The sequence below is a fragment of the Helicobacter sp. 'house sparrow 1' genome (assembly GCF_900199585.1).
GTDB lineage: Bacteria > Campylobacterota > Campylobacteria > Campylobacterales > Helicobacteraceae > Helicobacter_H.
This window is the reverse complement of the sequence record NZ_FZQY01000010.1, coordinates 2,591-25,584: the sequence shown is the minus strand read 5'-3', so window position 1 is coordinate 25,584 and position 22,994 is coordinate 2,591. Positions and strand designations below refer to the sequence as shown.

General features: G+C 32.0%; 26 protein-coding genes and 1 tRNA gene. 20 read left to right on the top strand and 7 right to left on the bottom strand.

Annotated features, from left to right (window positions below):
• Window positions 1-27: 27 nt before the first annotated feature.
• The 7 genes from C6H31_RS05860 to C6H31_RS05830 form a co-directional block, all read right to left on the bottom strand.
• Complete coding sequence (locus C6H31_RS05860) at window positions 28-1,026, bottom strand: methionine ABC transporter ATP-binding protein (RefSeq protein ID WP_104697885.1); 999 nt, start codon at window positions 1,024-1,026, stop codon at window positions 28-30.
• Between the two features lie 259 nt (window positions 1,027-1,285).
• Entirely contained in the window at window positions 1,286-1,807 is a 522-nt protein-coding gene (locus tag C6H31_RS05855; protein WP_158657714.1) for a shikimate kinase, read from the bottom strand.
• Window positions 1,779-2,372: an AMIN domain-containing protein gene (locus C6H31_RS05850; RefSeq protein WP_104697883.1), complete on the bottom strand. Its 594-nt coding sequence runs from the start codon at window positions 2,370-2,372 to the stop codon at window positions 1,779-1,781. The genes C6H31_RS05855 and C6H31_RS05850 overlap by 29 nt, the downstream gene beginning before the upstream one ends.
• A complete protein-coding gene (locus tag C6H31_RS05845) occupies window positions 2,369-2,614 on the bottom strand; it encodes a hypothetical protein (protein ID WP_104697882.1) in 246 nt (81 codons plus the stop codon). Before C6H31_RS05845 ends, C6H31_RS05850 begins: the two co-directional genes overlap by 4 nt.
• On the bottom strand, window positions 2,614-3,885 hold the full coding sequence (eno, locus tag C6H31_RS05840) for a phosphopyruvate hydratase (protein WP_104697881.1): 1,272 nt from the start codon (window positions 3,883-3,885) through the stop codon (window positions 2,614-2,616). Before eno ends, C6H31_RS05845 begins: the two co-directional genes overlap by 1 nt.
• Before the next feature lie 22 nt (window positions 3,886-3,907).
• Entirely contained in the window at window positions 3,908-4,948 is a 1,041-nt protein-coding gene (gene recA / locus C6H31_RS05835; RefSeq protein ID WP_104697880.1) for a recombinase RecA, read from the bottom strand.
• Between the two features lie 400 nt (window positions 4,949-5,348).
• A tRNA-Pro gene (locus tag C6H31_RS05830) sits at window positions 5,349-5,426 on the bottom strand.
• 181 nt (window positions 5,427-5,607) lie between these two features.
• On the opposite strand from C6H31_RS05830, the gene C6H31_RS05825 reads away from it, so the two are divergent.
• From C6H31_RS05825 to rpsR, 20 genes are all read left to right on the top strand, one after another.
• Window positions 5,608-6,624, top strand: a complete 1,017-nt coding sequence (locus tag C6H31_RS05825) for a flagellar basal body P-ring protein FlgI (RefSeq protein WP_104697879.1) — start codon at window positions 5,608-5,610, stop codon at window positions 6,622-6,624.
• On the top strand, window positions 6,624-6,929 hold the full coding sequence (locus C6H31_RS05820) for a Rod binding protein (RefSeq protein WP_104697878.1): 306 nt from the start codon (window positions 6,624-6,626) through the stop codon (window positions 6,927-6,929). Before C6H31_RS05825 ends, C6H31_RS05820 begins: the two co-directional genes overlap by 1 nt.
• Window positions 6,893-7,960 carry a sensor histidine kinase gene (locus C6H31_RS05815; protein ID WP_442778076.1) on the top strand — a complete coding sequence of 356 codons (1,068 nt, stop codon included), beginning with the start codon at window positions 6,893-6,895 and terminating at the stop codon, window positions 7,958-7,960. Before C6H31_RS05820 ends, C6H31_RS05815 begins: the two co-directional genes overlap by 37 nt.
• A gap of 75 nt (window positions 7,961-8,035) precedes the next feature.
• Window positions 8,036-8,473, top strand: coding sequence for a Dps family protein (locus tag C6H31_RS05810; protein WP_104697876.1), 438 nt, complete (start codon window positions 8,036-8,038; stop codon window positions 8,471-8,473).
• A 758-nt stretch (window positions 8,474-9,231) separates the two neighbouring features.
• Window positions 9,232-9,510 (top strand): DUF2018 family protein, encoded by a 279-nt coding sequence (locus C6H31_RS05805; RefSeq protein ID WP_104697875.1) that lies wholly within the window; start codon window positions 9,232-9,234, stop codon window positions 9,508-9,510.
• A complete protein-coding gene (locus C6H31_RS07095) occupies window positions 9,503-9,886 on the top strand; it encodes a hypothetical protein (RefSeq protein WP_104697874.1) in 384 nt (127 codons plus the stop codon). The genes C6H31_RS05805 and C6H31_RS07095 overlap by 8 nt, the downstream gene beginning before the upstream one ends.
• Before the next feature lie 9 nt (window positions 9,887-9,895).
• Window positions 9,896-10,789 carry a polyprenyl synthetase family protein gene (locus C6H31_RS05795; protein WP_233709981.1) on the top strand — a complete coding sequence of 298 codons (894 nt, stop codon included), beginning with the start codon at window positions 9,896-9,898 and terminating at the stop codon, window positions 10,787-10,789.
• Window positions 10,790-12,118, top strand: coding sequence for a glutamyl-tRNA reductase (gene hemA, locus C6H31_RS05790; RefSeq protein ID WP_104697873.1), 1,329 nt, complete (start codon window positions 10,790-10,792; stop codon window positions 12,116-12,118).
• 2 nt (window positions 12,119-12,120) lie between these two features.
• The gene (locus tag C6H31_RS05785) at window positions 12,121-13,869 is read left to right on the top strand and encodes a proline--tRNA ligase (protein WP_104697872.1); all 1,749 of its coding nucleotides are present in this window, start codon (window positions 12,121-12,123) and stop codon (window positions 13,867-13,869) included.
• Complete coding sequence (locus C6H31_RS05780; protein ID WP_158654754.1) at window positions 13,866-14,270, top strand: FxsA family protein; 405 nt, start codon at window positions 13,866-13,868, stop codon at window positions 14,268-14,270. Before C6H31_RS05785 ends, C6H31_RS05780 begins: the two co-directional genes overlap by 4 nt.
• Complete coding sequence (hemC, locus tag C6H31_RS05775; protein ID WP_104697870.1) at window positions 14,267-15,202, top strand: hydroxymethylbilane synthase; 936 nt, start codon at window positions 14,267-14,269, stop codon at window positions 15,200-15,202. Before C6H31_RS05780 ends, hemC begins: the two co-directional genes overlap by 4 nt.
• 54 nt (window positions 15,203-15,256) lie before the next feature.
• Entirely contained in the window at window positions 15,257-16,327 is a 1,071-nt protein-coding gene (locus tag C6H31_RS05770) for an NAD(P)-dependent alcohol dehydrogenase (protein ID WP_104697869.1), read from the top strand.
• 56 nt (window positions 16,328-16,383) lie between these two features.
• The gene (purM, locus tag C6H31_RS05765; protein WP_104697868.1) at window positions 16,384-17,376 is read left to right on the top strand and encodes a phosphoribosylformylglycinamidine cyclo-ligase; all 993 of its coding nucleotides are present in this window, start codon (window positions 16,384-16,386) and stop codon (window positions 17,374-17,376) included.
• Window positions 17,373-17,975, top strand: a complete 603-nt coding sequence (locus C6H31_RS05760) for an SH3 domain-containing protein (protein ID WP_104697867.1) — start codon at window positions 17,373-17,375, stop codon at window positions 17,973-17,975. Before purM ends, C6H31_RS05760 begins: the two co-directional genes overlap by 4 nt.
• Window positions 17,968-18,753: a shikimate dehydrogenase gene (locus C6H31_RS05755; protein ID WP_104697866.1), complete on the top strand. Its 786-nt coding sequence runs from the start codon at window positions 17,968-17,970 to the stop codon at window positions 18,751-18,753. The genes C6H31_RS05760 and C6H31_RS05755 overlap by 8 nt, the downstream gene beginning before the upstream one ends.
• Complete coding sequence (locus C6H31_RS05750; RefSeq protein ID WP_104697865.1) at window positions 18,750-20,669, top strand: RNB domain-containing ribonuclease; 1,920 nt, start codon at window positions 18,750-18,752, stop codon at window positions 20,667-20,669. The genes C6H31_RS05755 and C6H31_RS05750 overlap by 4 nt, the downstream gene beginning before the upstream one ends.
• Window positions 20,670-20,677: 8 nt before the next feature.
• Window positions 20,678-21,658: a DNA polymerase III subunit delta gene (gene holA, locus C6H31_RS05745; RefSeq protein WP_104697864.1), complete on the top strand. Its 981-nt coding sequence runs from the start codon at window positions 20,678-20,680 to the stop codon at window positions 21,656-21,658.
• 83 nt (window positions 21,659-21,741) lie between these two features.
• Complete coding sequence (gene rpsF / locus C6H31_RS05740; RefSeq protein ID WP_104697863.1) at window positions 21,742-22,164, top strand: 30S ribosomal protein S6; 423 nt, start codon at window positions 21,742-21,744, stop codon at window positions 22,162-22,164.
• A gap of 18 nt (window positions 22,165-22,182) precedes the next feature.
• Window positions 22,183-22,674, top strand: a complete 492-nt coding sequence (locus C6H31_RS05735; protein WP_104697862.1) for a single-stranded DNA-binding protein — start codon at window positions 22,183-22,185, stop codon at window positions 22,672-22,674.
• Window positions 22,675-22,685: 11 nt separating this feature from the next.
• Window positions 22,686-22,940, top strand: coding sequence for a 30S ribosomal protein S18 (gene rpsR, locus C6H31_RS05730; RefSeq protein WP_104697861.1), 255 nt, complete (start codon window positions 22,686-22,688; stop codon window positions 22,938-22,940).
• Window positions 22,941-22,994 lie beyond the last annotated feature (54 nt).

Sequence of the window (22,994 nt, the reverse complement as noted above, 5' to 3'; positions counted from 1 at the left end):
GTTTCTAAAGTGCCTTCTAATAATAAATTAAACACTTTCATTCCTTAAAATAATTTCGATATTTTGTTTTTTAAACCAATCAAGAGATTCTAAGACCTGTGATCCGCTAAGTTTTAAAATCATATGGCCAAAAGTATCAGCTGAAAAATGAGTATAACCAGCATAGAGTACATTGACATCAATATCAAATTTTTTAATTGCTTGAGAAATAATAGGTTTATCTTGATTTTTATCTAAAAAAACAAACTCATAGACATTTTTATCCAAGGTATTATTTTCTACTGAATCTTGCTCTTGATGAAATAATGATTGAATGAGTTCTTTTGTAACTGGATGTTTGGGATGAAAAAATACATCTTTTACAAAACCCTTTTCAACTATTTCACCCTTATCTATTACGCAAACTTTATTGCAGATAGATCGAACTATCTCCATTTGATGAGTAATTAAAACAACAGTAATTTGAAGCTTTTGTTGAATTTCTTGCAACAGCCTAAGAATGTCTTTAGTGGTTTTGATGTCTAGGGCACTTGTAGCCTCATCACATAATAATATGTCGGGATAGTTGGCCAGTGCTCTTGCAATTGCTACACGCTGTTTTTGCCCTCCACTAAGCTGACTTGGATAGAAAGATCTTTTATCATTGAGACCTACTAGATTGAGTAGTTCCAATACTCTTTTTTCTATCAAATCCTTTTTCCATTTAGCAACATGCAATGCAAGAGCAACATTTTCAAATACATTTTTTGATGAGAGTAGATTGAAATGTTGAAAAATCATTCCAATTTTTTGTCTTTGCTTTCGCAACTGTGATTCATTTAAATCTAAGATATTTTGCCCTTGGATAAAAACTTTTCCTTTCGTGGGTAGTTCTAAGCGATTGATAAGGCGAATAAGTGTAGATTTACCAGCACCAGAGTAGCCAACAATACCAAAAACATCCCCTCTTTCAATTTCAAGATCCAGCTTTTTTATCGCACAAAAGCCATTGGAATAAAATTTTTCTATGTTTTCAAGCCTAATCACTTAAAACCCCGCTTCTTAAATGGGGTTATTTTAATTTTAAAAAGTAAACACAATATGTGTTTTTTAAAAAATAGACTTTAGAACTTTTTATATATTAAATATTTTTTTAATATAAGTCTGCTTTTTTAAAGAGTTTTATTTTTAGTGAAATAAAATTGTGTTATAATCTTCCTTGCCTTTTCCTAGACTTATGCAATGGAAATTAAAGACAAAGCTTCAGGGTGGGAACACAGCAGAGCACCTTTTGTTTCTATGTGCCCTAAGTATCTGGGGAGAGGTTTTTTATTTTCTCCCTAATCTGATTTATACTATTTTGAATACCTTTTTCTGTATCAATGATAAAATTGCTTTTTGTCCTATAGATATCTTGGCGTTTTATAAAAAGCTGGTAAAGTGCCTTTTTATCCTTAAAGAGTGGCCTATCTTGTGAAGAATGGATTCTATTGTAGATAGTTTTAAATGTAGCCTTTAGAAAAAAAACATAACCTAACTTTTTTACATCATTAAATATGGGCATCCCTCCACCTGTAGCAATAACAGTTTGTTTGATATTTTGATGTTGAAGAATAAAATTAGATTCTAATTTTCTAAAATATTCTTCACCATAGTATTGAAATATCTGAGGAATAGTCATTTTTTTTTGTTGAGTGATGAAAGTATCAGAATCTATAAAGGTGTAATCTATGGATTTTGCTAGTGCTAATCCAATAGAACTTTTTCCACTACCCATAAAACCTATTAAAACAATATTATTATTGCAGGGTAATTTGGTATCCATCATCAGATGTTGATATTTTGTATTGATAATGACCATCAAGAGTAATAATAGCTCTGTAGAAGTCTTTGTATTTAATCAGATTAATAGAAGAAAAATATTTTTGATTGATTGAGATAGAATCATCATTGTCCCCATCTTTTTTTTCAAAATCAATCACAATTCTAAAGGGTTCAGGTAAGATAAAGTTTCTTTGCAATTTGCGATTTGTAGTGATAAAAAGATTGTTCTCTTTGGTAAAGAAGATAATTTGATTGGCACTGATATAATCAGAATCTTTGCTAATAATTGCATCCTTTTGACTTAGGGAGATAGGGTAGTGCCAGTCGATATTTTTATCAATATTTAAAGTTTTTTCCTCAAGACTTCCATCAATATTTTGATAGACAATTTTTATTTCTTTTAATATTCTGGCTGTGGATGGAAGCTTAAAATCAAAATTTTCAAAGATTTTATCATCTCGTTTGTTGTTAAGTTGGGTGTCTGTGTTTGGAGATGAAAGAGATTCAAAAGGGTTTTCTCTAGCTCCAAGCAATAGACAACAAAAAAGAAAAAAGAATATTTTTTTCATGGCTCTAATCCTTTGATTTCAAAAAGCTTTTTTTGAATTTTTGAATTTTCAAGTTGCAATTTTAGGATGTCATCCTTAAGTTTTTTTTCGACATCCTTATTATGGGATAATACACTAAAAGACTGCTTTCCAAATGCTAATATCATCGCATAAGTGCTTAAACCAAAAAAAAATACAAATAAGATGATAAAAACCCTTTTTTTGTGTAAAAGATGTAAAAAATTAAAAAATAAATCTTTCACTATCTAAATAGAGCCTTTCCTATAAAATCAGGTTTAGCAATTTCTTTTTCAATTTCAAGCAAGCGGTTATATTTTGCAATTCTCTCACTTCTTGCAGTAGAACCAGTTTTAATTTCACCAGTATTAAGAGCAACTGCAAAATCAGCAATGAAAGCATCCTCACTTTCACCACTGCGATGACTCATAATGCACTTATAATTACTTCTTTGAGCCAATCTTACTGTTTGCATTGTCTGACTAACTGTCCCAATTTGATTTGGTTTAATTAAAATTGCATTGGCAATATGCTTATCAATTCCTTCCTGTAAAATCGCTTTGTTTGTCACAAAAAGATCATCTCCTACAAGTTGAATCTTGTTTCCTAAGCGCTTTGTAAGTAATTCCCAACCTTGCCAATCATCTTCACTTAATCCATCTTCAATTGAAAGGATAGGATATTTATTTATAAGTCTTTCATAATATTCTATAAGTTCTTCTGAGGTTAATTTTTTATTTTCACCCTTGAGGTGATAAATACCATTTTCTACAAATTCACTGCTTGCTACATCAAGAGCAATTCCAATATCCTCAGAAGGTCTGTATCCAGCTTTTTCTATAGCTCTTAAAATAATTTCTATAGGCTCTTCATTATTTTTCAAATTGGGTGCAAAACCACCTTCATCACCAATACTTGTAATGTGCTTAAGATCTTTAAGGATAATTTTTAGATGTTGATAGATTTCAGCACTTGCCCTAAGAGATTGGCTAAAGCTATCAAAACCTATTGGCATAATCATATACTCTTGAAAATCTACTGTGTTATCAGCGTGAGATCCACCATTAATGATATTTAACATCGGAACAGGCAAAGTTAGTGCATTTGCACCACCTAAATAGCGATACAAAGGAATCCCCAGACTAGAAGCACTTGCCCTTGCAATTGCCATACTAACTCCAAGGGTTGCATTTGCACCAAGATTGCTATAATTTTGTGTCCCATCTAGCTCTTGTAAAAGAGCATCAATTGCACTTTGATCATAAGGATCTAAACCAATAAGGTTATTTGCAATAGTTGTCTCAATATTTTCACAAGCCTTCAAGACACCTTTCCCTAAAAATCTTTTGCTATCACCATCTCTTAGTTCTAAAGCCTCTCTTTTTCCTGTACTAGCACCGCTTGGAACAATTGCACTTTGCATTGTCCCATCTGATAATAAAACACTTGCCATAACAGTAGGATTCCCTCTGCTATCCATCACTTCTTTTGCCGAAATATTCTCAATATAAACCATTTATATATCCTTCAAAACTTAGTTATAAATCTTCATTTGGAGCTTCTGGTAATGGAAGAATCTCATCAGTTGCACCAATTTGCTCTTTAATTTTTTGTGTGATTTCATTTGCTAAAGGTGGATTGTCTTTCAAGAAAAGCTTTGCATTTTCTCTCCCCTGTCCTAGTTTTTTATCACCATAGCTTAGCCAAGCACCACTTTTATCAATAATATCAAGCTTGATTCCATAATCAATAATTTCACCCTCTTTGCTAATGCCCTCGCCAAACATAATATCAAACTCTGCTTCTCTAAAAGGTGGGGCTACTTTATTTTTTACTACCTTTGCTTTGACGCGATTTCCGATTTGTTGTTCAGCTTGCTTTAATGTTGCAATGCGTCTGATATCAATTCTTACACTTGCATAAAATTTAAGTGCATTACCTCCTGTCGTAGTCTCTGGACTTCCATATCCCATCATTCCAATCTTCATCCGAATTTGGTTGATAAAAATCAAAGTGGTTTGCATTTTGTGCAAGACCCCCGTAATTTTTCTTAGAGCATGACTCATCAATCTTGCTTGAAGTCCTACATGTTGATCTCCCATATCACCATCTATTTCAGCTTTTGGTGTGAGTGCTGCTACAGAATCTATAACAACCAAATCAACAGCTCCACTGCGTGTTAATGTTTCAAGAATTTCAAGAGCTTGTTCTCCATTATCAGGTTGAGAAACTAGTAAGTTTTCAGTATCAACCCCAAGTCTTTTTGCATAATAAACATCAAGAGCATGTTCAGCATCAATAAAAGCACAGATTCCGCCATTTTTTTGACATTCTGCTATGATTTGAAGACTTAGGGTAGTTTTTCCACTTGATTCTGGACCATATATTTCAATAATTCTTCCTCTAGGAACTCCATTAATACCAAGTGCCATATCAAGACCCAGGGATCCAGTAGAGATTGCTTCAACTTTCTCTACTTGTTTGTCACCAAGTCTAACTAGCGCTCCCTTGCCAAAAGTTTTATCAATTTGTTTTAAAGCAAGCTCTATTGCTTTTTGCTTTCTCTCATCTATAGCCATAAAATTATCCTACGGTTTTGTATTGATCTAAATTAAAGTTAAAACTAGATTCTATCGTAAAAATTCTATAAATGAAAAAGTATAAAAGAGTTATTCTTTGTTTGAGGGTATGAGTCAAAGAGTTTCTATTGGGATGTTTTTATAAATCTTGAGTGTTGTATTTATCTTGAGTTTCTTCTTTTTTAGTTATAAGATTTACTTAACCTTATTTTACAGAGATATGCTTTAGACTAATGTTTTGTTTATTTCTAAAATTTAGCTTGTAATTTCATTTGATATTGACATATTCTAAAAGTTTTTGCAAAGTGTTGATAAAGTTTTTGTGGTTTTTACTTGTAGTAAATTTATTTTGCAAGGTGACTAGATTTGGTATAAATGAAAGATAAAAAAAACAAGAACATGGTCGGAGTAGCGGGATTCAAACCCACGACCTCACCCACCCCAAGGGTGCGCGCTAATCAGGCTGCGCCATACTCCGAAATAAAAAATCATTTTAAGATTTTTGTGGCTGGGATTATAGCATAAACAAAATAATGATGACTTATGGTGTTAGATAAAAAAGTTTTGGGTAAATTGAGATTAGGCTAAAAATATTGGAATAAATATTGCTTGCTTTACAGAATAAGTAGCATTTAGTCTTCAAGGATGGAGCTTATAAAATGAAAAAGTTTTTTTTATTATGTTTGTTTTGTTGCTTTGGTTTTGCTGAAAAAATTGGGGAAATTGCCAATGTAGTTGGTGTGAGGGATAACCAACTTATTGGTTATGGTCTTGTGATTGGATTGAATGGCACTGGAGATAAGACTAGCTCAAAATTTACAATGCAATCTATTGCAAATATGTTAGAAAGTATGAATGTAAAGGTATCTCCAGAAGATATTAAGTCTAAAAATGTAGCAGCAGTTATGATTACTGCAAACTTACCAGCTTTTGCAAGACAAGGCGATAAGTTAGATATACAGATTGCTTCAATTGGAGATGCAAAATCAATAGAGGGTGGCACATTGATTATGACACCTTTGAGTGCGGTAGATGGTAATATCTATGCGGTGGCACAGGGTAATGTGGTTTTAGGTAGTTCTCAAAATAGTTTAAGTGGAATTATCAGTAATGGTGCCACAGTAGAAAAAGAAGTAAATTATGATCTCTATAATAAAAATGGTTTGACTTTAAGCCTGAAGCAAACCAATTTTCAAAATGCTATTAAGGTTCAAAATATTTTAAATAAAACTTTTGGAGATGGAATAGCAAAGGCAATTGACCCAAGAACTGTTAAAATAGTTGTGCCTCAAAACTTATCAACAATAGAGTTTTTGGCACTCGTTCAAGAGGTAAATATTGATTATAGTAATCGTGAGCGTATTATTATTGATGAAAAATCTGGAACCATTGTGGCAGGAGTGGATATTATCGTCCATCCTGTGGTGGTTAGTAGTGGGGATTTGACAATCAAGGTCACAAAAGAATTTTTAGAAGAAAAAGATTCTCAAAAGATAGACAATGATGCACTTTTAAATCCAGATTTTAATCTTATTAGCTCAAATGGAAAACCTACCACAATTTCAAGTGTAGTAAGGGCTTTGCAAAAAATGGGTATTAAGCCAAAAACAATGATTTCTATTTTAAATGCAATGAAGCAAAGTGGTGCAATCAGTGCAGAAATTGAGGTTTTATAATGAAAATAGATCTTTCTCAAAGTCTTTATGCTTCTCAAGCTAAAGCACCAAAGATTACAAAGGCAGATGTTAAAAATGATGCAAGATTGAGAGAACAAACCGATGCTTTTGAAGCATTAATCTTAAAAACCTTGCTAGATACATCCTTAAAGCTTGATAATCCTCTTTATCCCAAGGAGGCTGGAAGTGAAATCTACCAAAGTATGTATAAGGATTCTCTTTCTGAACAATTGAGTGGAGGATTTGGCTATAGTGAGCTTTTATTTAAATTTTTAAAAGAACAGCAGGCAAAGAGTTTAAAATAAATATGGTTGATAATAGAGATAAAGAAGAAGAGAGTGTAATTAACTCCGAATTATTAAAAAGTTTTAATGCTAAAGATAAACAAGAGTTATTGGGTTTATTAAATGAAATTATTTCACAAAGTTATCGTGTAGAAAAGGAGTTTAAAGACTATAAAGCCTTATATGAATGGGTCATTGAGATTATGCCTCAAGCCATATGGGTTTTTAATGATGATGGGAGTGTGTTTTATCGTAATACCCAAGCTGTAGAATTGAATTTGATTCTAAAAAAAATCCAAAGCTTTCCCCAAGAAGTAGAGTATAAAAAAAAGACCTTTTTGGTTCAAGGCAATATTTTAAAGGACAAGCAGATTGTTACTGCAACAGATATTACAACTCAAAAAAGACAGGAGAGACTTGCTGCAATGGGGCAAATTTCTGCACATCTTGCACACGAGATTAGAAACCCTATAGGCTCTATTTCCTTATTAGCTTCTACTTTGTTAAAAAAAGTAGAAGCTAAATTTAAACCTATCGTATTTGAGATCCAAAAATCTCTTTGGAGAGTGGAGAGACAGATAAAGGCCACATTGCTTTTTTCAAGGGGATTGAATTTAAATAGAAATCAAAATTCTTTATTGCTTCTTCAAGAGGAATTGCAAGAAATTATTGCACAATATACCTACACAAAGGATATAAATATAGATTTTAACTTGGAATCTAAGGACTTTAACTTTGATTTTGACTTAATGGGAATTGTTTTGCAAAATTTTATTTACAATGCGATTGATGCAATTGAAGAGGGGGATTGTGAAGTTGGAGAAATTAAGATTTGGACGCAATGCAATAATGAAATACTAGAGTTTTTTATTCAAGATAATGGAAAGGAAATACAAAATAAAAATATTTTATTTGAACCATTTGAGACAACAAAATTAAAAGGAAATGGTTTGGGATTGGCTCTAAGCTTACAAATTATAGAAGCACACAATGGAAAAATTGAGTTACTAGAAGAAACCAAAAAAGTATTTAAAATCACAATTAGACAGTAAGCAGTCTTTTTAAAGAAGTGTTTACATTTTTGATATAAACTCGTTTGTATAAAATCAAAATAAAAGGAGAAGAAGATGCAAAAGGTAATTGAATTACTAAGACAACTTCAGGCAGATAGTTTAGTTTTGTTTGTAAAAACTCATAATTTCCATTGGAATGCAAAAGGGAGTGATTTTTTTCAGGTTCATAGTGCAACCGAAGAAATTTATGAAAAGTTTGCATCCATGTTTGATGATTTAGCAGAGCGTCTTGTTCAGCTAGGTCAAAAGCCTATAGTAACTTTGCAAGAGGCGCTACAACATTCAAAGGTTAAAGAAGAAAGTGGGGCAAGTTTTTACTCAAAGGAAATTTTCTCGGCAATTGTTAAAGATTATGAATATCTTTTAGAAAACTTTGTGCAACTTTCAAAATTATCCGAAGAGGGTGGGGACAAAACAACAGCGATGTATGCAGATGATCAAGTAGCGAGTTTGCAGAAATCTCTATGGATGCTAAAGGCGTCACAGTCTTAATTTTTATCCACTTCCTTGGCTATAAGGAAGTGGGTTTAAAAATAAGGTAAAGTGTAAAATATCTAGTCCTTAGTCCTTAAGAGTGTTTTGATTTTATAATAGATACAAAGAAGTTATTTCTAAGATTTTTGATTCTATCTACACACAAAAAATAAAATCATTTTTGGAGTAAATAATTTTGTCTAATGATTAAAACCCTATTTTAGTGGTTTTGTATAGCACGATAACTAGATGAGAGATTTAGTTGAATTTATTTTAGATAAAAAGTTAGGATATTTTAATTACCTCGTTCTTGCACTCTTAATTATGCATAGAATCATTTTACCTGTTGGTCAATTAACTCTAAGTTTTTTAACTGTGCTAATCTTGTATGTTATGCAAAACTAGAAGCTATGATATTTAGGGTTTTTAAATTAAAGAATTTTTGTGTTAAAAAACAAAAGGTATGAATGAGTAATCTCATTTATTTGTAATGATTAACTTCAAGTAACACTAAGATATTTAAAATAGTGAGTATTTTTTATGGAGTATGATGCAACTCTTGATTTAGTTCTTGTACCCAATTGATTGTATTGCAAGATTATTCCTTTATTTGCAACAAGAAGTGTAAAATTCTTTTTTTCTTTTAATTTTTGGGAAATTAAAAAAACCTTTATGGTGTAGTTAAGCAAGATTTTTGGTGTAAAACTATAAACTTAAAAATAGACATCAATCAAGAGACTATAAAGATTTTATTAGAAATAAGAAAGGCTAGGGTAATGTGGAAAGATTTAGAGATTTTGCAGGGAGATCCATTAGATAAGTGGAAAGAAATTATTTTTCATGCGGATAGAAAAATTGTGCAAAAAGAGCTTGATCGGTTATTAGAATTATTGGCATTTTTTGAGATACTAATGGGAGAAAATGGGTTAGAATCTGAATTAGAAAAGAAAATAAAAGCGATAAAGGTTGATGAGCTTTTGCAGAAAAAAATAAAAAATTATAAAAATAATTTTGCGATTGCTTCGATGGCAGAAATTTTAAGCCAAAATGAATAAAATTTTTGTCATTATTTTGCTTTGTGTTCTTGCTTTTTCAAAGCCTATTGAATGGAGTTTTGAACAGGAATTTTCTTTGCAAAAAGATGAGCTAATGCTTGCTAAAGTATCAATTTTGGATAGCACAAAAGAGTTGGCTATGCGCTGGACACTTTTTAAAAAAGAGGGCATTGTTGTGCTGTTAAAATATGATGGTTTCAATCATCAATTTATTTTATATCCAGATTATCAGCGTAATCAATTTGTGTTAAAGTTAGAGGATTTTGGATCTTTGAAAGATTCTAAGTTGGTTTTGGTTTTTAAATATTTTGAAGATAAAAAAGCACATTTTTGGATAGGGATCCAAGGAGATGCAAGTTTTTTAATGGAGCAATAAGGAAGCAGAGTGTTACTAAAAATACAAGAAAAAATAAAAGATTTTATTGATGAAGTTGATAGCGAAGTTGTAAATATTTTTTTTAAGAAGATGCAAATGGGCAAAATGTTGCGATCTAAATTAATGCTTGCTATTTGTCCAAAGCATCAAGATATTATTACATTATGTGCCATCATTGAAATGATACAAATTGCATCTTTATTGCACGATGATGTGATTGATGAATCAAAGATGCGTAGAGGGAAGCCATCTATCAATACTCTATTTGGAGATAAAAATGCCATTATGCTTGGTGATGTTTTTTACTCCAAGGCATTTTATGAACTTACAAATTTTGACAAAAAAATATCTCAAAGTATTGCTAATTGCGTTGTAAGGCTTTCAAGAGGCGAAATCAGTGATGTGAGTATGGGAGAAAAATTTCAAGAAGATAAACATCAATATTTTGCAATGATAGAAGATAAAACAGCTTCACTTATTGCTTCTAGTGCTCAGAGCGCTGCTATCTTAATGGGTTTGGATGCAAAAAGGTATTATGATTATGGTTTAAATCTTGGTATTGCTTTTCAAATTATAGATGATCTTTTAGATGTTTTTGGAAAGGACGAAGTCTTAGGAAAGCCTGCGATGAGTGATTATGTAGAGGGTAAAACAACGCTTCCTTATTTATTTTTATATGAGAATTTAAAAATAGAAGATAAAAAGCAGTTGGTAGAGTATTTTAAAATTTCTACTCCAGAGGCCAAGGAATGGATTTTATTAAAGATGGAAGAATTTGATATTTTTAAAAAGACACAGGAGTGTGCAAGAGATTATGCATATAAAGCTTTAGAAAGTATTCAAGGGGAAGAAAATATAAAGCTTGAGCAGATTGTTAAAGATATGATTTATAGGGAGTTTTAAATGGAAAAAGAGATGCAATATTATGTGATGAGTTTTTCTCATAAAAAAACTCCTCTTCACTTAAGGGAAAAACTAGCTTTTTTGGATGAAAAAGAAATTCTCTCATTTTTAAACACAATAAAAGATGAAACGGTGCCAGAGATTATTTTATTATCTACCTGCAATCGTTTGGAATTTTATTGCTATACAAGTGATGGTGCAAAGGTAAAGCAAAGAATCTTAGAAAAGTTGGTAGGGCTCAAACAAATAGATCTTGCTGTATTAGAAGAGAGTTTGGAGACATATGAGGGCATAGGTGCGGTGCATCATATTTTTTGTGTGGCTAGTAGTTTGGATAGTGTTGTAGTTGGAGAAACACAAATAGTAGGTCAGCTTAAAAATGCCTATAGGTTCTGTCTTGATTCTAATCTATGTTCCAAGAACTTTACACGCTTGATACACTTTGCTTTTAAATGTGCTGCTAGAGTGAGAAATCAAACCCAAATATCTGACAATGTTACCTCTGTTGCATCTGTTGCAGTGCATCAAGCAAAAAAACTTCAAAAGCAATTTAACCTTGCTAAAAAAGCACTAGTAATAGGTATGGGAGAAATGAGCATTTTAAGTGCAAAGCATTTATTAAGCGATGGTTATGAAATTTTAATTTGTAACCGCAACCAACAAAAAATTCAAGATTTTATAGAACAATATCCGACTAAAGAAAGAGCACAGATTAAATCTTGTAATTTTGATGATTTACAAGGAGCGCTTCAAGAATATCATTTTGTTTTTAGCGCAACAGCATCTAGTAGTCCTATTATTTTGGATTCTATGGTTGAGGATGTAGCTTTTGATCGTTTTTGGTTTGATTTGGCAGTTCCAAGAGACATTGAAGATATTACAAATAAGAGGATACAAATTTTTGTTGTAGATGACTTAAAACAAATTGCAGAAGAAAATCTAAATTCAAGAAGAGAACATGCACATAGAGCCTATGAGATTATAGGAATTGCTACGATGGAGTTTTCTCAATGGCTACAAACTTTAGAAATTGAGCCTTTGATTAAAAAAATTAGAGAGCTTGCAAAGGAGGCTTCTTTAAGGGAATTGCAAAGAGCCATTAAAAAAGGTTATATTCCAGCACAATATCAATTTAATGTTGAAAAAATACTTCACCAAGCCTTTAATGTATTTTTGCACCAACCTACTCAAAATTTAAGAAATCAGGCAAATAAGCAAGAATCTGATATCATTATTGAATCCATTAAAAACTTTTTTGGAATCCACAAAGATACTTTATTAATTAATACTTATAAATGTGAATATGATACTTCAAGTAACAAGGATTAGATATGCGTTTTTCTCAATTTTTTATCCCAACAACAAAAGAAGTTCCAAGAGATGCGGTTTTAAAAAGTCATCAATATCTCATTAGAGGGGGATATATTTATCAAGTTGGAAGTGGTATTTATAGTTTTTTACCTCTCGGAAAAAGGGTGTTAGATAAGATTTCTAAAGTTATTAAAGAAGAAATGGATTCTTCAGGGGCAATTGAGGTAATGATGGGCTTTATTACGCCATCAGACCTTTGGAAGCAAACAGGCCGTTATAGTAAATATGGAAAAGAGTTGTTGAGGTTTAAAGATCGTAAGGAGAATGAGTTTGTATTAGGTCCTACTTATGAAGAGAGCGTGACAGACTTGGTAAAGCAATTTGTTCGAAGCTATAAGGACTTGCCTTTAAATCTCTATCAAATCCATTTAAAATTTAGAGATGAAATGCGCCCCAGGTTTGGGTTGATGCGCGGTAGAGAATTTATAATGAAAGATGCATATAGTTTTCACAGCACGCAAGAAGATTTAGATAGAGAATTTGATCTTATGAATGAAACCTATCAAAGAATTTTTAAAAGATTGGGGCTTGATTTTAGGGTCGTAGATGCAGATAGTGGAGCGATTGGTGGTAGTGGTAGTAAGGAGTTTATGGTTTTAGCAGACTGTGGTGAGGATACGATTGCAATGTGTAATCAATGTAGCTATGCTTCTAATATTGAGGCAGCAAAACGACAAAAGCGTATTACACAGGAGTATGCGCCAAAAGCAGAATTTTCAAAATTTACAACTCCAAATATTTCAAGCATCAAAGATTTAAGTGCATTTTTTAAAGTAGATCCATTTTATATACTTAAGGCAGTAGTGAAAAAAATAGTTTTTCTTCCAGAGAGCAAGAAAGACCCAGAACTTGCCTTTTTCTTTTTAAGAGGAGATGATGAACTTGAAGAAACCAAAGCCTTAAATATATTAAATAATTATGGAGCTCAAGCTTTAGAATTATTGGATGCTAGTGTTGAAGATATTAGATCAGCTGGTCTTTTTGAAGGGTTTATTGGACCTTATGCTTTAGGAAATATTACAGAATCTAAATTCATCTTTTTTGATGAAGACTTAAGAGAAGAAAGAGATTTGATTTGTGGGGCAAATGAAAAGGACAAGCATTTTGTGGGAGTGGATCTCAGTACTTTTGATGCACTAAGATATGAAGATTTAGCAAAAGTTAAAGAGGGGGATTTATGCCCTTGTTGTGATGGTAGAATTGAATATAAAAAGGGTATTGAGGTTGGACATATTTTTAAACTAAAAGATCGTTATTCAAAGGATATGGGTGCAAATTTTTTAGATCAAAATGGAAAAAGCCAACCTTTTATTATGGGTTGCTATGGCATAGGGGTTTCAAGACTGCTTGCAGCAATTTTGGAGCAAAAGAGTGATGAGTTTGGATGTGTCTGGGGTCTATCTAGCGCACCTTTTGAAGTAAATATTGTTTTATCTAATACCAAAGATTCACAGCAACTAGATTTTGCAAATAAGCTTTATGAAAAAATGAAGCAAAATCAATTAGAGGTTTTATTGGATGATAGGAATGAGCGCTTTGGTTTTAAAATGAAAGATTTTGAACTCATTGGTAGTAGTTTTGGGATTATCATCGGAAAGGAACTTGAAAAAAATCAAGTGGAAGTGGTTGTAAGAGATGGGATGCAAAAGCAGATTTTAAAAGCGGATGTAGAAGAAATTATTGCATTTATTAAAGGGAGACTATCGTGAAGCTTTTAAAAATTATTTTTTTATTTTATATTATTTTGGAATTTGTAAGCATCATTTATGTGGGAAATTATCTTGGTTTTTTCCCTCTGCTATCTGAGATTATAATCAGTGCTTTTATTGGGATTTTGATTCTTTTTAACCTAAGAATGGAATTGGCAGATGTATTAAATAATATTTTGCAAAATAAGATTCAAATCAGCGCTTTTGTTAGAGGGAATTTTGCAAAGTTTTTTGGAGGGGTGTTGCTTATTTTTCCTGGGGTATTTTGTGATATTTTTGGGATTATTCTTTTAATTAATGCTTATTTTATTTTAAAACAAAAAGATACAACATACACAGAAAATGAAAATGATGAAATCATTGATATAGAGATTATGGAGAGCGAAGAGAGTAGAGTATGAGGGAAGTTGTTATTGGGACAAGAGGCAGTTTGCTTGCGCTGTGGCAGGCTAATCATATCAAGGAAAGATTAAGGTTAGAATTAGGGATTGATGCAAGATTAGAGATTGTAAAGACTAAAGGGGATAAAATTTTAGATGTTCCACTTGCAAAAATTGGGGGCAAGGGGCTTTTTACAAAAGAGCTAGAAGAATTGTTATTGCAAAATAAGATTGATTTAGCAGTACATTCTTTAAAAGATGTGCCTGTAGATTTTGTAGATGGACTTGGTTTAGTATGTATTACCAAAAGGGAAGACCCCAGAGATTGTTTTTTAAGTATAAAGTATCCTAGTATTAGAGACCTTCCAATGAATGCAAAAGTAGGAACTACCTCTTTACGAAGGTCAATGCAATTAAAATATCTAAGAGAGGATTTAGATACGCAAAGTTTAAGAGGTAATGTTCAAACGAGGCTAAAACGATTGATTGATGGAGATTTTGATGCAATTATTCTTGCAAAGGCTGGACTCAATCGTTTGGAAATTTCTAGCAATCAAATTCCTTTTATAAAAGTTTTAGAGACTTCAGAGATGATTCCAGCAATGGGGCAGGGTGCTTTAGGTATTGAGGCAAGATTAGATGATGCTTTGCTAACAAGCTTGAAAAAATTAAATGATCAAGAGACTGCCATTTGTACTAGGGCTGAGAGAGCCTTTATTAGGACATTGGAGGGAGGTTGTCAAGTACCAATAGGGGTTTATGCACAAACTGAGCAAGAAAAAATAAAAATAACAGCAATTTTAGGACTACCTAATGGCAAGAGAATTTTAAGGGATTTTATAGAGGGAAATAAACATAATGCAGAGAATCTTGGGATAGAGCTTGCCCAAAGATTAATTCAAAAAGGTGCAAGGGATATTTTATATGAAGCACAACAAATCGCTTTTATTTAATTTTTTTGATTAAAAAAGTTTATTTTAAAAATTAAAAAATCTAAGGAGCAAGTGATGCAAAGTATGAATTTAGATGAGCGTATTCCTGCAAAAGGCTTTGCAGTTTTTTCAAAAACAGATACTTTTAAACCCTTTACTTTTACAAGACATAAATTAGGAAGTAATGACATTTTAATTGAAATCTTATATACAGGGATTTGTCATAGTGATGTCCATAGTGCTAGGAGTGAGTGGAAAGAAGGAATTTATCCTATGGTTCCAGGACATGAGATTGTAGGAAAGGTTGTAGCTATTGGAAAGAATGTTAGTAAGTTTAGCCTTGGTGATTATGCTGGTGTAGGTTGTATGGTAAATAGCTGTGGTGAGTGTGAGGCTTGCAAAAGTAGTCAGGAACAATTTTGTGAAAAAGGTAAGGTGGTTTATACTTATGATTGCTTAGATTGCTTTCATGATGATGAGCCAACTTATGGAGGCTATAGCAATAATATTGTTGTAAAAGAAGATTTTGCAATTAAAGTTCCAAAGGATGCTCCATTACAAAAAGTTGCCCCACTGCTTTGTGCAGGTATTACTACTTACTCCCCCTTAAAATTCTCCAAAGTTGGAAAAAATCATAAAGTTGCAGTTGCTGGATTTGGTGGTTTAGGAAGCATGGCAGTTAAATATGCGATTAAAATGGGGGCAAGTGTTAGTGTCTTTGCAAGAGATGAAGCAAAGAAACAAGATGCAGTCTCTATGGGTGTTGCAAGTTTTTATACTTCTACAGAAAATGTAAAAGAAAGGTTTGATTTTATTATCTCAACAATCCCAACATCATATGATATTGCTTCTTATCTTAAACTTTTAAAGTTTGGTGGTGAGATGGCTATTGTAGGACTTCCGCCTCAAGAATGTAGCCCAAAGATTGATGCAATGAAACTCGTGCTTAATGCAGGTAAAAAAATTTATGGTTCCTTGATAGGAGGTATTGCAGAAACTCAAGAAATGCTTGATTTTTCTTTAAAACATAAAATTTATCCTGAAGTTGAAGTCATTTCTGTAGATCAAATTAATGAAGCTTATGAGAAACTAACAACAAGGAAAGCCAAATTTAGGTATGTGATTGATATGATGACACTTCGGTAGGCTTAGTCTATTATTTATGGTAGAATCTAGCCTAAAAAAGTTAAAAAAGGTGCTGAATGTCTCTGAGTTATAAGGATTCTGGGGTTGATATTGATGAGGGAAATGCATTTGTTGAGATCATTAAAGATGAGGTAAAAAAGACTTATAATAAAAATGTTTTAGGAACCCTGGGGTCTTTTGCTGGAGCCTATGCCTTACCAAGTGGTTATAAAGAGCCTGTGATGCTTGGAGCAACTGATGGGGTTGGAACAAAACTCAAACTTGCAATCCAAAGTAATCAATTAGATAGCATAGGTATTGACTTGGTTGCAATGTGTGTTAATGATTTGATTTGTAATTTTGGAGAACCTGCATTTTTTTTAGATTATTATGCAACAGGCAAATTAGATAAGATGAGTGCAGCAAGGGTTGTGCGAGGTATTGTTAAAGGATGTCAAGAAGCAGAGTGTTCTTTGATTGGGGGAGAAACTGCTGAAATGCCTGGAATCTATCAAGGCAAAGATTTTGATTTAGCAGGTTTTGCAGTGGGAATTGCAGAGAAAGAAGACTTAAATAAAAGTCAAAATATCCAAAAAGGACAATATCTTGTGGCCTTACCTAGTAGTGGATTGCATAGCAATGGATTTTCTTTGGTTCGAAAAATTTTGTTTGAAATGTTAAAAAAAGATTTTAATGAAGAGTTTGATGGAAGGGCATTGATTGATGTGCTTTTGGAACCCACTAGAATCTATGTAAAAATTTTCAAACAAATTAAAAATCATATTGAAGGACTTGCGCATATCACAGGTGGAGGGATTTTAGAGAATATTCCGCGTATTTTTCCGCAAGGTCTTGGAGGAGTAATAGATAAAAAATCTCTTAGGATTCCAAAGATTTTTCAATTTTTATCTCAATATCTAGATTTTGAAGAAAGCTTTAGGGTTTTAAATATGGGTGTTGGTATGGTTTTGGTAGTAAAGCCTCAAAATCTTGATTTTATTCTCAAAGTTACTGATGGCTATGTGATTGGAGAAGTAGTAAATACACATCAAGGTATCAGTATAGAATGATAAAAAGTATTTTTAAATTCTTTTTCTTGCATACAATTCCCTTTTTATTTGTATGTCTTTGTATGGGATTTTATGTAAATATTATGTTATTTGCTTATGACAAGCCTAGATGGGAACATTTTGTTTCTAGCGCGAGGCATTTTTTTGGATATCAAGAAATGCAAGCTCAAATCCAAGAGGATATAATTCAAATCCAAGAAGAAATTATTGAGCCTAAACTATATAGGGCAAAGGCAAGTATTTTAAATGTAAGACAGCTACCCTCTATTGATTCTCCAATCATTGATAGAATCTATAAGGGTCAAGAGGTGCTTATTTTTGAAAATAAGAATAGTTGGGGGAAGTTGCAGAGGGGATATGTTTTTTTAGATCCAAAAAATATACAAAAAGTCTCTAATAAACAAGACTTAGAGCAAGAGAGTACATATAAGGTTAAGGTAGCAGTAGGAAATGTCAGAGAAAAACCCTTAGCAAATGCAAAAATTATTGCAAAAGTTTATAGGGATGAGATTTTAAAGATACAAGAAATCGGGAATGGTTGGGGTAAGATAGAACAGGGATATATTGCTTTAAAACTTGTAGAAAGAATTGATGAATAAGCAATTTTGTGTATTTGGTAATCCTATACATCACTCTCTTTCTCCTATGATGCATAATTATGCCTTTGATTGTTTGAAGAATGATTTAAACTTTAGGGGTAGTTATGGAAGATTTCTACTTCAAGATTCATCTAAATTAGCCCAAACTTTTTTTGATTTAAGGCTTGATGGAGCAAATATAACCCTCCCTTTTAAAGAAGAGGCATTTAGACAAAGTGATAGGGTTGAGGGGATTGCAGAAAAAATTCAAGCGGTAAATACTTGGGTTTTAAGGGATAAAAAAATCTATGGATACAATACCGATGCAATGGGATTTTATGAGACTATAAAAGATTTTTGCTTTCAAAATGCATTAATTTTAGGAGCAGGAGGATCTGCAAAAGCCATTGCTTTTATCTTGCAAGAAAAGGGTATAGAACCTACAATATTAAATCGTTCCAAGGATCGGATTGGAGATTTAGAACAACATTTTGATTGCTATATCCCCCAAACGCTTAAAATGAAAAGTTATGACCTAGTGATAAATGCCACAGCCTCAAGCCTTCAAAATATTCTTCCTTTTGATAAAAACCTAATACAAGAAATTCTTAAGAGTGCAAAGTATGCTTATGATTTAGCCTATATGCAAACAACACCATTTTTAGAGCTTGCAAGACAATTTGCCCCTGTGCAAAATGGAAAAAATATGTTAATTGCTCAAGGTGTCCTAGCTTTTGAAATCTTTTGTAATAAAAGCTTTCCTCAATTATCTGCTTTGATGCAAAAGGCATTAATATGAATGAGTTTTTATTTCAAATAGCTTTTGGAATAAGGTCAATTCCTAAGAAGTATCAGGAATTGTTTTTGAGATTACAGAAGTTTAAATGTATTCAAAAAAAAGAAAATGGCTTTATACTAGATTCTAATTTTGTAATTGGAACAATTGATATCACAAAAAATCAAAGTGTTTTTTTATGCGATCTTTCAAAAAAACAAGATTATAGGGTTTTAAATCCCATAAGAAATCTTCAGAAAGGAGATTTTGTTTTAGCAAAACTTGTGAGACAAAAAGCAAAGATAAAGGCTAGAATCATTGATGTTCTTAGCTCTTGGTCTTGTGCATTATTTTATTTAGACCTTTATAAAGGGACCATTGTGGCTTATAGACTCTATGATATAAAGCCCTATCCACTCAAACTGCCAATTTCGCAAAAATCATTACGACAATTACCTAGATATTGTGTGATTTATTTAGATTTAAAAACAAAGAAAATTATTGATATTTTAGGCGTATTGGATGATCCAAAGATTGATGAAAAAATTATGCTTTATTTTTATAATCATCCTTTTGATTTTTCACAAGAATGTAAAAAATATGCTGATAGTTTTGGGGTTAAAGTTTATAAGGAACTTTATGAAAATCGCATTGATCTAACACATCTTCCTTTTTATACAATTGATCCTGTAGATGCAAAAGATCATGATGATGCAATTTATTATGATTTTAAAGAAAAAACATTGTATGTTGCAATTGCTGATGTAAGCGAATATGTTGCTTTAGATAGTATATTAGATAATGAGGCATTAGAGAGAGGTTTTAGTGTTTATTTTCCAAATCGTAGTTATCCGATGCTTCCAGAGAATTTAAGTCAAAATATTTGTTCTTTAAAAGAAGGTGAGGTGCGTCTAGCATTTGTATGGAAAATAAAGTTTGATAATAAAAATCAAGTAAAAAAATCCCATCTCTTTGAAGCAATAATTTGTAATCATCAAAATGTTAGTTATGAAATGGTAGATCGGATGCTAGATTCTAAAAAGCATGACATTAAAAAAGAAATTGCTTCAAATATTAAAAAATTCTATCAAATTGCTTTAAAGTTAAAAAAACAACGACTTGCTAAAGGGTTTGATTTTAGCAGTGATGAAGTTGTTTTAAGTTTGGATAAAAATGAAGAGATTGTATCAACTAAGCCCTATCAAGAGACTAAGAGTCATTGTATTGTTGAAGAGGCAATGCTTCTTGCAAATAAACAATCTGCACTAATGTTAAGAGACTTTAAAACAGGAATTTATAGAATCCATCAACCTATTAAAGATGAAAAATTAAGGATGTTATTTTTTGATTTAAAGAATTTAGGTTTTGAAATAAAAGGCAAGGATTTTCATACTCAAATCTTAAACATCCAAGCACAGGCCAAAGAGAAAGGATTATCTTCTCAAATTGATAAGATAATTATAAAAGCACAAAATAAGGCAGAATATAGCACAGCACTGCAAGAACACTTTGCTTTAGGGTTTGAGGCCTATACTCACTTTACTTCACCCATTAGAAGATACAGTGATTTAGCCTTGCATCGTGTTTTAAAAGAAATTTTAAGACAGGGTAAGCGTGTGGATTTTTTACTTAATAAAATGCATACTTATTGTGCTTATTTAAATGAGCAAGAAAGGAAAATTGCAAAAATTGAAGCAGGGTTTAGAGATAGAAAATATACCCATTGGGCAAGAAAAAATATAGGTAAACAAATAAGGGCACAAATAATTGATGAGCGCTATCCTGTTTTAGCTCTTGCCCTTGGAGAAATACAAGGTGCTAGAATCATAATTGATGAGAATCCAAGAGAGCTCTTGATGTTTGAAGAAGTTGAAGTTGAGATCATAGATGTTGATTTTGTCAATGCTAGAATCTATGCAAGGCTATCTTCAAAGGAGTAAGGCAGTTAATGTATAAAAAAGAATTTGACATCTATTTGGCTAAAACTACCCCAAAAGCTTCTTTGCTTTATGGAGAGAGTAATTTTTTTATTGATTTTTATTCCAAAAAAATAACTCAAAAAATACCTGATGCAAATATTACAACTTTTTATTTTGCTGATTATGAATTAAATGCGGTGCTAGATATCCTCTCACAGGGTAGTTTATTTGGAGATATTAGTATTGTTATTTTAAAAATAGATACCAAATTATCAAAAAAAGAAATCGATTCCATGCTTGGTGCTATCCAGATAACAGATAATTATCTCATAGTAAATTTTTATCAATCTGAAAATAAAACATCAATTCAATATGCACAAGATTGTAGAAGTATTGCAAGCGCATTTAAGGGGGATAATATAGTTGAAGTAAGATTTTTTGCCCCAAGTCTTGCAGATAGCTTAATGATTTTGAGACAAAGAGCCAAGGAGTTGCATTTAGAACTAAATGATGGATTGTTACAATTTATTCTACACATACAAAATAATGATCTGTCCTTGGCTTATAATGAGTTACAAAAATATGAAAATTATGATGAACCTATCACTCAAGAGTTGATACAAAAGTTATCTTATGGATTAGGAAGTATCAGTATCGATGATTTCTTAGATGTTTTTTTTGAGAAAAAAGATTTTTTACCCACTTATGAAAAGATGCAAGAAGAAGGGGTGGATTCTAATGATATCTTAAGGGAACTGGAGCGTTATTTTTATATTCTCTTTATGTTTAGTTCATATATTAAAGTCAATGGAAAGGAAAATGCCAAGGAGATATTAGGCTATCAACCTCCTAAATTTATAGTGGATAAATATGTAAGAAGAATGATTAAACTCAAAGAAAATCATTTTCAAAGAATTTTTGAAATTTTAAGGGATTGGCGTAATCAAACTTTTAGGGGAGATAAAACGGCAGATATCCGAGCATTAATAAAAATAAAAGCATTTCTCTGATATAATTTTGCATCTTTTTTATGCTATAAAAAAGAAAAAACCTTGCTCTTATTAAAGGGCTATTAAACCACAAGGAGAATATAGTGAGACACTATGAAACAATGTTTATCATTAAGCCTACTTTGGTAGAAGAGGAAATCAAAGCAAAGATTGAATTTTACAAAGAGGCAATTACAAAAAATGGAGGCGTTATTGAAACTTGCCTAGATATGGGTATGAGAAATCTTGCTTATGAAATCAAAAAAAATAAGCGTGGCTATTATTTTGTAATTTATTTTAAGGCTCAACCCAATATGGTATTGGAGTTAGAAAGACTTTATCGTATTAATGAGGATATTTTACGCTTCATTGTGATTAAATATGAGAGCAAAAAAGAGCAAAAAGCTTGGCAGACTCTAGTAGATAGAGCAAATAAGAAGCCAGAGCCAAAAGTTGCAAAGAAAGAAAAAGTAGAGCAGAAAGAAAACACAGAAGAAAAAGAACAAACTAGTGAGGCTGCTGAATAAAAATTAGGTAGGTGTGTTATGTTTAATAAGGTGATAATGGTTGGTAATTTAACTCGTGATGTTGAGTTGCGTTATCTGCCTAGTGGCTCAGCTTTGGCTACAATAGGGTTAGCAAGTAATCGTAGGTTTAAAAAGCAAGATGGCAGTATTGCAGATGAATCTTGTTTTATTGATGTGAAACTTTTTGGGAGAACAGCAGAAGTTGCAAATCAATATTTAAGGAAGGGTTCTAAAGTATTGATTGAAGGAAGGCTGACCTATGAGACTTGGACAGATCAGATGGGTGCTAAAAAAAGCAGACATACAATTACTGCAGAGAGTATGAGTATGCTAGATAATAAATCTAGTAATGTAGCAGATAGCTATGAAGCTCCAAGTCAAAGTACCCAACCATATGCACCAAACAATAATTATCAGAATCCGCAAATGGGTAATGCTATACCACAACAAAAAGATTATGTAAGCAATATCCCAGAAATTAATATTGATGAAGATGAAATACCATTTTAGGAGATAAAATTATGGAAAGAAAAAAATATTCAAAAAGATATTGTAAGTATACAGAAGCAAAGATTGAGTTTATTGACTATAAGGATATAGAGATGTTAAAGCATTCTCTATCAGAGAGATATAAGATTATGCCAAGAAGATTGACAGGTAATACAAAAAAATGGCAAGAGCGCGTAGAAGTGGCAATCAAAAGAGCTAGACATATGGCGCTTATTCCATATATTGTGGATCGAAAATCTGTAGTAGAGAATCCTTTCAAAATCTAATTTAGCGATAAAATTTAATAGATACGCTTCCTGCGTATCTATTCTATCTATTCT